Consider the following 14,012-nt stretch of genomic DNA (forward strand, 5'->3'; position numbering starts at 1 on the left):
TTTGTTACTTTAATTTAAGCATAACCGCAGTTAGAGCCTTTCCTCGATGTAAATCTGGATAATCTACCCACTATTTAATCCTGTTTCAGTATGATACTGTACGCCCTCTACCCCATAACGAAACCAGTGCTATATGAATTCAATAGTGTTCAAGGCAGAACAAACGTCCCTTCATCAAGAATAAAATTAAATTCATCAATGCTCGTAACACACTTATTGTCCTCCAATGTCATCGGCCTGTAACTATACTATTTTTCTTATACGTAGTCATCCCACCTGCTTCAAGATGACTATATTCAGTATGGGTTTGTTTTTTCTCATGAAAAAATGCGCAAATTTTATCGTCCACGATCTTACTTTTTACTTGATAGAGATTGAACCTATCACCCATTGGGCAGCCCAAGGGAAAGATAGAAAGAGTAAGTAATAAATATTTTCTCATAATAGCCACCCTACTTATTTATTATAGAATTTCCAGAACAACAAGAAATCAAACTCATGGTCAATAAAGATGAGTTATCTCGCTATCATGTTAATACCTAATACGGCTCTAACATAACCTCTTAGATTCTCTTCCATACAATAAACCTGGCCTCATAAGGATGCAAAGGCGTACTGACAATAACACTGTATCCTTCACCAGGGATAAAATCATACTCATCGATGCCAGGAACACACTTCCCAGGCTCCAATGCAATAGGCGTGTTTGCATATGATTTTTCATAGGCATAATTATCATTGCCATACTTCCATATGGCTACCTTGAGAATGGACTCCTCTCTTTCCATGTCATTCTTATCGACAAAAACGCAGATCTTGCTGCCGACAGCCGTTGCTTTTGCCGGGCGTAAATTGACTTTATCCCCCATTGGGCAACCAGAGATAAAAAGAGGAATAAAGAGTAAGAGGAGTTTTTTCATAATGGCTGCCCGGCATTTCCAGTTACAGGTTGTAATGCCTATAGAATTAATAAATTACTCTCATGACAATAATTAGCTAAAACATATCGTTAAACTCTAATCGGGCTTCAGCATCATGTTCTTACCTTTCTTCCACACAACAAAACTGGTTCGATATGAATTTAGCGGCGTTCTTACCAAAACTGTATATCCTTCACCGGCGATAAAGTTAAACTCACCGATACCTGGAACACACTTGTTGGCCTCTAGCGTTATCGGGCTGTAAGCATATGATTTTTCGTATACGTAGGTATCGCCTCCTTGTTTCCAGATGGCGATATCCAGTATGGATTCATTTTTTACGATATCGTTCTCATTAAAAAAGACGCAAACTTTACCTTCTACGAGCTTACTTTGTACTTGATAGAGATTAAACCTGTCACCCGTTGGGCAACCCGAGATAAAAAGAGGAAGAAGAAGGAATAAATATTTTCTCATAGCGGCAGCCCTGCGCTTCTGATTATGGGTTGAAATTGTGACAATGTCCGTCTGTCCACTATCCCGATGAGTTTCCTGTTTGGCAAGCGGAAGAAGGTATTCGCCCCATATCTCTTGAGAATGAAATAGTCCGCAATTATCGATGCCTGCTGTTCCATGCTGTAGTGGCGCAGCAAAGGTTGATCAAGCCGATATTGATAACTTACCGCCCAACTGAGAAGCCCACGGGTGCGTACCCACATGCCCTTCTGGTGCTGCCAAACGTGTGCCATTTCATGAATAAAAAGGTGCTGTGCTTCAGGATCCTGGCTCGCATAATTTCTTTCATAGAGTGATCTGCGAAAGTACAACTCCCCATTCGGGCTCATCGCCGTGTACTGATTCTGCAACCCAAACGGCAGGTAGCTGTCGCAGTGAACCAACACGCTCTGATAGAAAATGGTGCTGCCAAACACCGAACGCGCCAGATTGATTTCGCCCGGCGTTAACACCCGCGTGCTCCCTTCCTGTTGTGGCTCCATCCTGGAACTCCTTGATCCGAAAGGGTTCAATGAAACGTCATTTTAGCCTTTAAGGTCAATAAGATAGGCCTTAGGAAAGCATCAGGAAGATCCGGTTTTTACTGAAATGGGAAATGCGTCAATACAGAGTGAAAATAGGCAGGTAGTGGTGACGGGCAGATTCCAGGCACAAAAAAACCACCTTTCGGTGGCTTCTTGTTCGCGCGGTACTTAATGGTGCCGAAGGCCGGACTCGAACCGGCACGTATCTCTACGGTTGATTTTGAATCAACTGCGTCTACCGATTTCGCCACTTCGGCACTGAAGTAGTATGCGGAAAACGGGTGAATTATACCTTCCCGCGACCAGCACGCAACACTTATCCGTTGTTCAATGAGTTAAGTGTCGAAAAAACCGCCGCCACGCGCGTTTGTCCACCCCGTCTTCTCGCTCCACGCCCTTCACAACCCTGTTAATGGTGAGCAGGCTGTTGCAACGAGCATCCAAGATAAAGCGCCACACTCACGTAATACCGTCCGATCCCAGGTTCCAACGTCGTTGCACAAAACAATGATGGTTCATGTGCCGTACGTCATTCACTCCCACGAGCCAGAACCGCTCACCGCGTTAGCGAGATACGTTCAGGAACCCGCCACGCAGCAGGTCGCAACCCGCCTCCCCCATCGCCACTGTCTCACCCTGCGCCTGGCAAAAACAAAATAATCCCCAGCCGTAATGGCAATGCTGCAAATAATTGCACGCCAATGTGTCAGCGAATAAAGAATGAGGTTGCGCAACATTCCGAGAACAGTATTTTTTCATTAATGAATGACAGATGGGGAAATAAAGAAGCGGAATGCTGCCTTCAGGGGAGAGGCGCTATTTCGGTTAGATGGGGGGTTATCTAAAATCACCAGAAAATAGCGTACATACGTAACAAAATAGCAACTCAAGGCGTAAAAACCAGCAGAGAACACTTGCCTCTGCGGAGTTAATAGCTTTAAGATGATGTAAGAAAATTTTCCCTGGTGTTGGCCAATATTGGCAGCCTGACCTACGCGGTCAGGTTTTTTTTTATATTTTTTATCAAAACATTACCGGGAAAGTGTATCGCCTTAAGGGGTGAGAAACTAGTTAGACTAAAGTACAGTCCCTTACTAGACCTTTATCAGTTCACGCAGGTTATTATTTCACATCGTAGAAATCAGGGCCGGTGCTGTATTGCTTCCCTCTCGTGAGCCGCCGCGCTGCCCACTCAATACCGATTAACGCCCGTCATTTCCCGGTTCGAAAGCTGCCGTGAGCGAGCAGCCTATCCATCCACTGGTTTAATCAGCCGCAGCTCCATCCCCAGGCGCACGGCATGTCGGGCATTCGTGACCCCCAACTTTTTGACGACGTTGGACATATGGTACTTGATGGTGCCGGTCTTTATGCCCAGGATCATCGCCGTTTCCTGGTAGGTTTTACCCACGCTGGCCCAATAGAGGATTTCGTTTTCCCTGTCGGTAAAGCGGGCGTTGCCTTCCAGCGCTGCGGCGTTTTTATCTGACGGCGGGGCCAGCGCCAGATACGACTCATGGATTGAGGCCAGCAATACCGAGATTTCACCTTTACGTTCGATGAGCGCCGGGATGATTTCCGCTTTCTGTTCTGCGCTGAAGGCAAAGGAAAGCGTGACAAGATTGTTGTTGTAATCGTGCAATACGAAGGTATAGCCGTGCGTCACGCCAAACTCGCGGGCCTGCTCGAACAGTTCGGGAAAATGCAGCCCTGAGTCGGCCATGATTTGCTCGTCCCAGGCGAAGGGGGTCAGGCGGTTGCGGGCGGTAATCACCACCGGATCAATGTACTGCAACCCCTGCTCTTGATACTTGTTGACCCATTCAGTCGGGTAGTTGGTGACGCCAAAAATACAGGAAATGTCTTTTTTGGATAACACCACATACGCCCACAGGAGCTCGCCCAACTCCCCCAACGCCGCTTCCAGGCGCTTGCCGATGATATTGCTGAGATTGTATTCGTCTTCCATTGACTGCCCGCTCCCTCTATCCGCATGCCGCAGGGTTGACTATAGCACGACGAAAAGCGACAGGTCGGGGGAGTGGTTCACCGGGGGCATACAGCACCCATAAAAAAGGCGCGGCCCTGCGGCCACGCCTTTTCCCATACCGCTCGCTCCGCTACTTGCGTTTGAGCAGCATATACACGCTGATCAACAGGAACAGCATGCTCGGCAGCAGCGCCCCCAGCACCGGCGGCATGCTGTAAACCATGCTCAGCGGGCCGAAGATCTGATCCAGTACATAGAACAGGAAGCCGAAGCTGATGCCGGTCACCACGCGGATGCCCATCGGCACGCTGCGCAGCGGGCCGAAGATGAACGACAGCGCCATCAGCATCATCACCGCCACCGACAGCGGCGAGAAGATTTTTCGCCACATGTTGAGCTGGTATTTGTTGGATTCCTGGCCGCTCTGCTTCAGGTACTTCACGTAGTTGTGCAGCCCGCTGATGGAGAGCGAATCCGAATCCAGCACCACCACGCCCAGCTTGTCCGGGGTCAGGTTGGTTTTCCATTCGCCGGTCAGCGTCTGGGTGCCGGTCACCTGTTTCGGGTTGGTCAGATCCGAGGTGTCCACCTGCGAAAGCTGCCACAGGCCGTTCTCGAAGCTGGCGGTGGCGGCATAGCGCACCGTCTCCAGGCGACGCTGATCGTTGAAGTGGTAGATGTTGACGCCGGAGAGTTCTTTATCGCCGGAGACGCGCTCGATGTAGATGAAGTCGTTGCCGTCCTTCGCCCACAGCCCGCTCTTGGTGGAGAGCAGCGAGCCGCCGTACATCTGCTGGGCGCGGTAGTTGCGCGCCATCTGCTCGCCCTGCGGCGCCACCCACTCGCCGATCGCCATAGTCAGCAGCACCAGCGGAATGGCGGTTTTCATCACCGAGCCGGCGATCTGCAGGCGGGTGAAGCCGGAAGCCTGCATCACCACCAGTTCGCTGCGCGTCGCCAGCTGGCCCAGGCCGAGCAGCGCGCCGAGCAGCGCCGCCATCGGGAAGAAAGTCTCGATGTCTTTCGGCACGCTCAGCAGGGTGTACATGCCGGCGCTCAGCGCGGTGTATTCGCCCTGGCCGACCTTGCGCAGCTGATCGACGAACTTGATGATGCCGGACAGCGACACCAGCATGAACAGCGTCATGATGATGGTGTTGAAAATCGTTTTACCGATATAACGGTCTAATACGCCAAACATCAGGCCGCTCCTCTCAGGCGTGCGCGCAGCTTGCGCATCGGCACGGTATCCCACAGGTTCAGCGCCAGCGCGATCGCGAAGTAAACGCCGTTAACCAGCCACAGCCACAGCATCGGATCCAGCTTGCCCTTGCCGGCGTTGGAGCGCAGCGAGGTCTGCAGCAGGAAGAAGATCAGGTACAGCAGGATGGCCGGCAGCATGCTCAGCACGCGGCCCTGGCGCGGGTTCACCACGCTGAGCGGCACCACCAGCAGCGCCATCAGCGCCACCGACACCACCAGCGTCAGGCGCCAGTGGAATTCGGCGCGCGCGTCCGGATCGTCGGATTCCCACAGCGTCTGCATCGACATCTGTTCGGATTCGGTGTTGTCCGCCGCCACAGTGCGGTGGCCAATCACCGCCTTGTAGTCGGTGAAGTCGGTAATGCGGAAGTCGCGCAGCAGCGCGGTGCCTTCAAAGCGGGTGCCCTTGTCGAGCGTCACCACCTGCGAGCCGTCTTTCTGCTGCACGATGTTGCCGTGCTCGGCCACCACCACCGACGGGCGTTGGTTGCCGTTCGGCCGCAGCTGCGCCAGGAACACGTCGTTGAAGGTGCTGCCCTTGACGTTGCCGATAAACAGCACCGCGTTGCCGTCCTGCGAGGGTTTGAACTGCCCTTCCGCCAGCCCGGCGATGCTCGGGTTGGCCTTGGCTTCGTTCACCACCACGTCCTGATAGCGCGAGGCCCAGGGGCCGGCCCAAAATACGTTCACCGCCGCGATCGCAGAGGTGAGCAGCGCCAGGATCATGGCGGCAATAATCAGGGTGCGTTTACCCAGCCCGCAGGCGTGCATGACGGTGATTTCGCTCTCGGTATACAACCGCCCAAGCGTCATCAGCAAGCCGAGAAACAGGCTCAAAGGCAGGATGAGCTGCGCCATTTTCGGCACGCCCAACGCGAGCAGAGAGAGTACTAAGTTTGTCGGGATATTGCCGTCCACCGCGTCGCCCAACACCCTGACCAAATTCTGACAAAAGAAGATCAGAAGCAGGATGAACAGGATGGCGATTTGGCTCTTGAGCGTTTCCCGTACCAGATATCTTATGATGATCACGCTTATTACGCCTGTGAAAACTTGTCTTTTTGCAGGAAAATCGATAATTTCATCGTTAATCCGCCATTTATTCTCATCATATGGCAACCTTCACAGCTAAAATAGTATTACAACATCAAGCCGTTTGGGTGTCCTATAGGAACTTGCTTATAGTCGCCAAAACAGAGCAATTTATGCCGTTCAGGTTAACATAATCCGTTAACTCAAATGGCAGGAGATCGTTACGGAGTCGGTTATTCTAGCCGTAGCGTCCGCCTTTGTCTTTAAGATTCAGGAGAGTGCATGGAGTTCAGTGTAAAAAGCGGTAGCCCGGAAAAACAGCGCAGTGCCTGTATTGTAGTCGGCGTTTTCGAACCGCGCCGCCTGTCCCCTATCGCAGAACAACTCGACAAAATCAGTGATGGTTATATCAGCGCATTGCTGCGCCGTGGCGAACTGGAAGGCAAGGTCGGGCAGACGCTGCTACTGCACCATGTGCCCAACATTCTCTCCGAGCGCATCCTGCTGATCGGCTGCGGCAAAGAGCGCGAGCTCGATGAGCGCCAATACAAGCAGGTGATCCAGAAAACCATCAATACCCTCAACGACACCGGCTCGATGGAAGCGGTCTGCTTCCTGACCGAACTGCACGTGAAAGGCCGCAACACCTACTGGAAAGTGCGTCAGGCGGTGGAAACCGCCAAAGAGACGCTCTACACCTTCGATCAGCTGAAAAGCAACAAGGTGGAGCCGCGTCGTCCGCTGCGCAAAATGGTGTTCAACGTGCCGACCCGCCGTGAGCTCACCAGCGGCGAGCGCGCCATCCAGCACGGCCTGGCGGTGGCTTCCGGCATCAAGGCGGCCAAAGATCTCGGCAACATGCCGCCGAACATCTGTAACGCCGGCTACCTGGCCTCGCAGGCCCGCCAACTGGCGGACGCCTTCAGCACTAACATCACCACCCGCGTCATCGGCGAACAGCAGATGAAAGAGCTGGGCATGAACGCCTATCTGGCGGTCGGCGCCGGTTCGCAGAACGAATCATTGATGTCGGTGATGGAATATAAGGGCAACCCAAATCCGGACGCTAAGCCGATCGTGCTGGTAGGCAAAGGGCTGACCTTCGACTCCGGCGGCATCTCGATCAAACCGGCCGACGGCATGGACGAGATGAAATACGACATGTGCGGCGCGGCGACCGTGTACGGCGTGATGCGCGTGGTGGCGGAGCTGAACCTGCCGCTGAACGTGATCGGCGTGCTGGCCGGCTGTGAAAACATGCCGGGCGGCCGGGCGTATCGTCCGGGCGACGTGCTGACCACCATGTCCGGCCAGACCGTCGAGGTGCTCAACACCGACGCCGAAGGCCGCCTGGTGCTGTGCGACACCCTGACCTACGTCGAGCGCTTCGAGCCGGAGCTGGTGATCGACATCGCCACCCTGACCGGCGCCTGCGTGATCGCCTTGGGCCACCACATCACCGGCCTGATGTCGAACCACAACCCGCTGGCGCACGAGCTGCTGGGCGCTTCCGAGCAGGCCGGCGACCGCGCCTGGCGCCTGCCGATGGCCGACGAGTACTACGAGCAGTTGGACTCCAACTTCGCCGACATGGCGAACATCGGTGGCCGCCCTGGCGGCGCCATCACCGCCGCCTGCTTCCTGTCGCGCTTCACCCGCAAGTACACCTGGGCGCACCTGGACATCGCCGGCACCGCCTGGCGCTCCGGTAAAGCCAAGGGCGCGACCGGCCGCCCGGTGGCGCTGCTGTCGCAGTTCTTGCTCAACCGCGCAGGCCTGAACGGCGACGATTAAATCTGAGCGGTAATTCAGGTATAATCCCAAGGGGCACAGCATGCTGTGCCCCTACATTTTTTTATCGGCAGCGGTGGATCCTTAATGAAACAGGCGACGTTTTATTTGCTCGACAACGCGGAACCGTCAGGCGCGCTCAGCGCCCATGAGGCCGTGGCCTGCGCCGTTGCCGCCAACGGCTTCCGCGCCGGCAAGCGGGTGCTGATCGCCTGCGAGAGCCAGGAGCAGGCCCAGCGGCTGGACGAAGCGCTGTGGCAGCGCGAGCCGCATGAATTCGTGCCGCACAACCTGGCCGGCGAAGGGCCGCACTACGGCGCGCCGGTGGAACTGTGCTGGCCCGGCAAGCGCGGCAATGCCCCGCGCGATCTGCTGATCGCCCTGCTGCCGCAGTTTGCCGATTTTGCTACCGCTTTCCATGAAGTGGTAGACTTCGTTCCTTACGAAGACACTCTGAAACAGTTGGCGCGCGACCGTTACAAGGCCTATCGCAGCGTCGGCTTCCATTTGACCACGGCTACGCCGCCAACTCACTGAATACGATAAAGAATGGAAAAGACAAACAGTCAGCTCGACACCGCATACGACCCAAAACAGATCGAACAGAAGCTGTACGATCACTGGGAGAATCAGGGTTACTTCAAGCCGAACGGCGACACCAGCCAGGAAAGCTTCTGCATCATGATCCCGCCGCCGAACGTCACCGGCAGCCTGCACATGGGCCATGCGTTCCAGCAGACCATCATGGACACCATGATTCGCTATCAGCGCATGCAGGGTAAAAATACCCTGTGGCAGGCGGGCACCGACCACGCCGGCATCGCCACCCAGATGGTGGTGGAGCGCAAGATCGCCGCGGAAGAAGGCAAAACCCGCCACGACTACGGCCGTGACGCGTTCATCGACAAAATCTGGCAGTGGAAGGCGGAATCCGGCGGCACCATCACCCGCCAGATGCGCCGTCTGGGCAACTCCGTGGACTGGGAGCGCGAGCGCTTCACCATGGACGAAGGCCTGTCGAACGCGGTGCGCGAAGTGTTTGTCCGTCTGCACAAAGAAGACCTGATCTACCGCGGCAAGCGCCTGGTGAACTGGGATCCGAAGCTGCGCACCGCCATCTCCGATCTGGAAGTGGAAAACCGCGAATCCAAAGGTTCCATGTGGCACCTGCGTTACCCGCTGGCCGACGGCGCGAAAACCGCCGAGGGCAAAGACTACCTGGTGGTCGCCACCACCCGTCCGGAAACCGTGCTGGGCGATACCGGCGTGGCGGTCAACCCGGAAGATCCGCGCTATAAGGACCTGATCGGCAAAGAGATCATTCTGCCGTTGGTCGGCCGCCGCATCCGCATCGTCGGCGACGAACACGCCGATATGGAAAAAGGCACCGGCTGCGTGAAGATCACCCCGGCGCACGATTTCAACGACTACGAAGTCGGCAAACGCCACGGCCTGCCGATGATCAACATTCTGACCTTCGACGGCGACATCCGTCAGGAAGCAGAAGTGTTCAACACCCTGGGCGAAGTCTGCACCGACTACTGCAACGAGATCCCGGCCGAATTCCGCGGCCTGGAGCGTTTCGCGGCGCGGAAAGCGGTGGTTGCCGCCTTCGATAATCTGGGCCTGCTGGACGAGATCAAACCGCACGACCTGACGGTGCCTTACGGCGACCGCGGCGGCGTGGTGATCGAGCCGATGCTGACCGACCAATGGTACGTGCGCACCGCGCCGCTGGCCAAAGTGGCGGTGGAAGCGGTCGAACAGGGCGATATCCAGTTCGTGCCGAAGCAGTACGAAAACATGTACTTCAGCTGGATGCGCGACATCCAGGACTGGTGCATCTCGCGTCAGCTGTGGTGGGGCCACCGCATCCCGGCCTGGTACGACATGAACGGCAAAGTCTACGTGGGCCGCAGCGAAGAAGAAGTGCGCAGCGAGAACAACCTGGGCGCCGACGTGGTGCTGACCCAGGACGAAGACGTGCTGGACACCTGGTTCTCGTCCGGCCTGTGGACCTTCTCTACCCTGGGCTGGCCGGAGCAGACCGAGGCGCTGAAAACCTTCCACCCGACCAGCGTGATGGTCAGCGGCTTCGACATCATCTTCTTCTGGATCGCGCGCATGATCATGCTGACCATGCACTTCATCAAGGATGAAAACGGCAAGCCGCAGGTGCCGTTCAAGACCGTCTACATGACCGGCCTTATCCGCGACGACGAAGGCCAGAAGATGTCCAAGTCCAAAGGCAACGTGATCGATCCGCTGGACATGGTCGACGGCATCTCGCTGGAAGATCTGCTGGAAAAACGCACCGGCAACATGATGCAGCCGCAGCTGGCGGAGAAAATCCGCAAGCGCACCGAGAAACAGTTCCCGAACGGCATCGAGCCGCACGGCACCGACGCCCTGCGCTTCACCCTGGCGGCGCTGGCCTCGACCGGCCGCGACATCAACTGGGACATGAAGCGCCTGGAAGGCTACCGCAACTTCTGTAACAAGCTGTGGAACGCCAGCCGCTTCGTGCTGATGAACACCGAAGCGCACGACTGCGGCTTCAACGGCGGCGAGAAAGTGCTGTCGCTGGCGGATCGCTGGATCCTGGCCGAATTCAACCGCACGGTGAAAGCCTACCGCGAAGCGCTGGACACCTACCGCTTCGATCTGGCGGCCAACATCCTGTACGAATTCACCTGGAACCAGTTCTGCGACTGGTATCTGGAGCTGACCAAGCCGGTGGTGAGCAACGGCAGCGAAGCGGAACAGCGCGGCACCCGCCACACGCTGATCACCGTGCTGGAAGCGCTGCTGCGCCTGGCGCACCCGATCATTCCATTCATCACCGAAACCATCTGGCAGCGCGTGAAGCCGCTGACCGGCACGACCGCAGACACCATCATGCTGCAGCCGTTCCCGGCCTACGACGCCGCGCTGGAAGACGAGCAGGCGCTGAACGATCTGGAGTGGATCAAGCAAACCATCATCGCCGTGCGCAACATCCGCGCCGAGATGAACATCGCGCCAAGCAAAGCGCTCGACGTGCTGCTGCGCAACTGCAGCGCCGACGCCCAGCGCCGCGTGCAGGAGAACCAAAGCTTTATCGCCCGCCTGGCGCGCCTGGAATCCATCGCGCTGCTGCCGGCCGGTGAGAAAGGCCCGGTCTCCGTCACCAAGCTGGTGGACGGCGCCGAGCTGCTGATCCCGATGGCCGGTTTCATCGACAAGGACGCCGAGATCGCGCGTCTGGCCAAAGAGATGGGCAAACTGGATGCGGAAATCGCCGCGATCGAAGGCAAGCTGGCGAACGAAGGCTTCGTGGCGCGCGCGCCGGAAGCGGTGGTCGCCAAAGAACGCGATCGCCTGGCGGCCTGCAAAGAAGGCAAAGTGAAGCTGCAGGAACAGCAGGCGACCATCGCTGCGCTGTAATCCACCGGCTCACGCCAACGCCTGAAAAACAGCGGGGTCTTCCCCGCTGTTTTTTTATCGCCGTTGCATCCGGGCCGGGTTAGATGTTATTACAAGATATTACTGCTGCAGGGACGCCGCCGGGAAATAATCCCCGGCGCGTTTCGTGCTGCGATAAAAACGAAAAACGAACGTGGTCTCTTTCAATGGCGAGTGTAAACATGACAACAGCAACCCCGGCGCGCCTGCTGGTGCGCCCCATCACGGCGGAAGACAATGCCGCCATTGCTCACGTCATTCGCGAAGTCTCCGCCGAGCACGGCCTGACGGCGGATAAAGGCTATACCGTCTCCGATCCCAATCTGGACGCCCTGTATCAGCTCTACAGCCTGCCGCGCAGCGCTTACTGGGTGATCGAGGTGGACGGCCAGGTCGCCGGCGGCGGCGGCATCGCGCCGCTGCAGGGCGGCGCAGACGATATTTGCGAATTGCAGAAGATGTATTTCCTGCCGATGTTGCGCGGCAAGGGATTGGCGAAACGCCTGGCGCTGCAGGCGCTGGATTTCGCCCGCCGGCACGGCTTCCGCTGTTGTTACCTCGAGACCACCGCCAGCCTGACGCAGGCCGTCGCGCTGTACGAACACCTGGGCTTTGAACACATCGACCACGCGATGGGCGCCACCGGCCACGTCGATTGCGAAGTCACCATGCTGAAAACGCTGTAATCGCCCCCCGCCTCTTCATCAGGGTGCAGCTTGCTGCGCCTTTTTTATTAATATCGCAATCAATCAGTAAAACTCGCTATAACGCCGTTTTTCAAGCAGATAAACTGACGTTAAAAACCGCGATGTAAATTTAATGTGAAGTTCGTTAATAAATTAACGATCGTAAATTGACCGCTTGCTCCCCCGCGCTACTCTGCCAGTATCCCAATCGCGCACGGAGAGCTGTCATGTCGGAAAACACCTTTGATTACATTATCGTCGGCGCCGGTTCCGCCGGCTGCGTGCTGGCGGCGCAGCTGATCCGCCGCACCCAGGCGCGGGTGCTGCTGCTGGAAGCCGGCGGCGACGACAATAACCTGTTTATCAAGATGCCGGCCGGCGTGGCCAAGATCATCGCCAAAAAGAGCTGGCCCTACGAAACGGAACCGGAACCGCACGCCAACAACCGCCGCATGCAGATCGCGCAGGGCAAAGTGCTGGGCGGCAGCAGTTCGGTCAACGGCATGATCTACCTGCGCGGCCAGCCGCAAGATTACGACGACTGGGCCGAGCGCTATGGCTGCGCCGGCTGGAGCTACCGGGAGGTGCTGCCCTACTTCAAACGCGCCGAGGCCAACGAAAGCCTGTCCGACGACTACCACGGCGCCGAAGGGCTGCTGCCGGTCAGCGAGAACCGCTACCGCCACCCGCTGAGCATGGCGTTTATCCGCGCCGGCCAGGAGTTGAACCTGCCCTATCGCAACGACTTCAACGGCGACAGCCAGCACGGCGTCGGTTTCTACCAAACCACCACCCGCAACGGCGAGCGCGCCAGCACCGCCCGCACCTATCTGAAGGCGGTGCGCGACGAACGGCGGCTGGTGGTGAAACTGAACGCCCTGGCGCACCGGCTGACCTTCGAGGGCAACGTCGCCACCGGCGTGGTTTACAGCCAGAACGGCGGCGCGGAAGTGACCGCACGCGCCACCAAAGAAGTGATCGTCAGCGCCGGCGCGGTCGGATCGCCGAAGCTGCTGATGCTGTCCGGCATCGGCCCGCGCGACCATCTGCAGCAGTTGGGCATCGAGGTGCGGGCGGATCTGCCGGTGGGTAAAAACTTCCACGACCACCTGCACATGTCGATCAACGTCAGCACCCGCGAGCCGATCAGCCTGTTCGGCGCCGATCGCGGCCTGCAGGCGCTGAGCCACGGCGCACAGTGGCTGGCGTTTCGCAGCGGGGTGCTTTCGTCCAACGTGCTGGAAGGCGCCGCCTTCACCGACAGCCGGGGCGATGGCCGCACGGACGTGCAGATCCACTTCCTGCCGATGCTCGACAGCTGGGACGACGTGCCCGGCGAGCCGCTGCCGAACATTCACGGCTTCACGCTCAAGGTCGGCTACCTGCAGCCGAAGGCGCGCGGCGAAGTGCTGCTGCGCAGCAGCAACCCGCGCGATCCGGTCAAGCTGCACGCCAACTACCTCGGCCACCCGGACGATCTGGCCGGCAGCGTGCGCGCGGTGAAATTCGGTCTGGATTTCCTGCAAACCGCGGCGCTGAAACCGCTGATCAAGGATCTGCTGATGCCGCAGCCGGAGTGGACGCGCGACGACGCACAGCTGGAAGCCTTCGTGCGCAACTTCTGCAAGACGGTATATCACCCGGTGGGCAGCTGCCGCATGGGGCCGTCGCCGCAGGACGCGGTGACCGATCCGCAGCTGCGGGTGCACGGTTTTGAACGGCTGCGGGTGATCGACGGCTCAGTGATGCCGCAGCTCACCAGCGGCAATACCAATGCGCCGACCATTATGCTGGCGGAAAAGGCGGTGGATTTATTGCTGGGCGCGCCGCAGTAAGGACGCGCCTC

At 57.3% G+C, this 14,012-nt stretch carries 11 protein-coding genes and 1 tRNA gene; 5 read left to right on the forward strand and 7 right to left on the reverse strand.

The window, feature by feature from the left end; translation table 11 throughout:
- Positions 1 to 563 precede the first annotated feature (563 nt).
- The 7 genes from ACSBQS_RS15650 to lptF all read right to left on the reverse strand — a co-directional run bounded on the left by ACSBQS_RS15650 (position 564) and on the right by lptF (position 6,245).
- Positions 564 to 920: a putative T6SS immunity periplasmic lipoprotein gene (locus ACSBQS_RS15650; RefSeq protein ID WP_434991098.1), complete on the reverse strand. Its 357-nt coding sequence runs from the start codon at positions 918 to 920 to the stop codon at positions 564 to 566.
- Positions 921 to 1,016: 96 nt separating this feature from the next.
- The gene (locus ACSBQS_RS15655; RefSeq protein WP_434991100.1) at positions 1,017 to 1,397 is read right to left on the reverse strand and encodes a putative T6SS immunity periplasmic lipoprotein; all 381 of its coding nucleotides are present in this window, start codon (positions 1,395 to 1,397) and stop codon (positions 1,017 to 1,019) included.
- Positions 1,394 to 1,918 (reverse strand): type IV secretion protein Rhs, encoded by a 525-nt coding sequence (locus ACSBQS_RS15660; protein ID WP_434991102.1) that lies wholly within the window; start codon positions 1,916 to 1,918, stop codon positions 1,394 to 1,396. Before ACSBQS_RS15660 ends, ACSBQS_RS15655 begins: the two co-directional genes overlap by 4 nt.
- Before the next feature lie 214 nt (positions 1,919 to 2,132).
- A tRNA-Leu gene (locus ACSBQS_RS15665) sits at positions 2,133 to 2,217 on the reverse strand.
- Positions 2,218 to 3,209: 992 nt separating this feature from the next.
- On the reverse strand, positions 3,210 to 3,929 hold the full coding sequence (locus tag ACSBQS_RS15670) for a LuxR family transcriptional regulator (protein WP_033641699.1): 720 nt from the start codon (positions 3,927 to 3,929) through the stop codon (positions 3,210 to 3,212).
- Positions 3,930 to 4,080: 151 nt separating this feature from the next.
- On the reverse strand, positions 4,081 to 5,151 hold the full coding sequence (lptG, locus tag ACSBQS_RS15675; RefSeq protein ID WP_046688132.1) for an LPS export ABC transporter permease LptG: 1,071 nt from the start codon (positions 5,149 to 5,151) through the stop codon (positions 4,081 to 4,083).
- Entirely contained in the window at positions 5,151 to 6,245 is a 1,095-nt protein-coding gene (gene lptF / locus ACSBQS_RS15680; protein ID WP_046688131.1) for an LPS export ABC transporter permease LptF, read from the reverse strand. The genes lptG and lptF overlap by 1 nt, the downstream gene beginning before the upstream one ends.
- Before the next feature lie 282 nt (positions 6,246 to 6,527).
- Between lptF and pepA the strand changes: the two genes are divergently transcribed.
- The 5 genes from pepA (at position 6,528) to ACSBQS_RS15705 (ending at position 14,001) form a co-directional block, all read left to right on the forward strand.
- Positions 6,528 to 8,039, forward strand: coding sequence for a leucyl aminopeptidase (gene pepA / locus ACSBQS_RS15685; RefSeq protein WP_004933352.1), 1,512 nt, complete (start codon positions 6,528 to 6,530; stop codon positions 8,037 to 8,039).
- 84 nt (positions 8,040 to 8,123) lie between these two features.
- Positions 8,124 to 8,573, forward strand: a complete 450-nt coding sequence (locus ACSBQS_RS15690; protein WP_004933353.1) for a DNA polymerase III subunit chi — start codon at positions 8,124 to 8,126, stop codon at positions 8,571 to 8,573.
- Between the two features lie 12 nt (positions 8,574 to 8,585).
- A complete protein-coding gene (locus tag ACSBQS_RS15695) occupies positions 8,586 to 11,462 on the forward strand; it encodes a valine--tRNA ligase (protein ID WP_434991106.1) in 2,877 nt (958 codons plus the stop codon).
- A 200-nt stretch (positions 11,463 to 11,662) separates the two neighbouring features.
- A complete protein-coding gene (locus tag ACSBQS_RS15700; RefSeq protein WP_197666891.1) occupies positions 11,663 to 12,166 on the forward strand; it encodes a GNAT family N-acetyltransferase in 504 nt (167 codons plus the stop codon).
- Positions 12,167 to 12,393: 227 nt separating this feature from the next.
- Complete coding sequence (locus tag ACSBQS_RS15705; protein WP_434991110.1) at positions 12,394 to 14,001, forward strand: GMC family oxidoreductase; 1,608 nt, start codon at positions 12,394 to 12,396, stop codon at positions 13,999 to 14,001.
- Positions 14,002 to 14,012: the final 11 nt, after the last annotated feature.

This window comes from Serratia sp. H402Y (assembly GCF_051172415.1).
Taxonomy (GTDB): Bacteria; Pseudomonadota; Gammaproteobacteria; order Enterobacterales; family Enterobacteriaceae; genus Serratia; species Serratia ureilytica.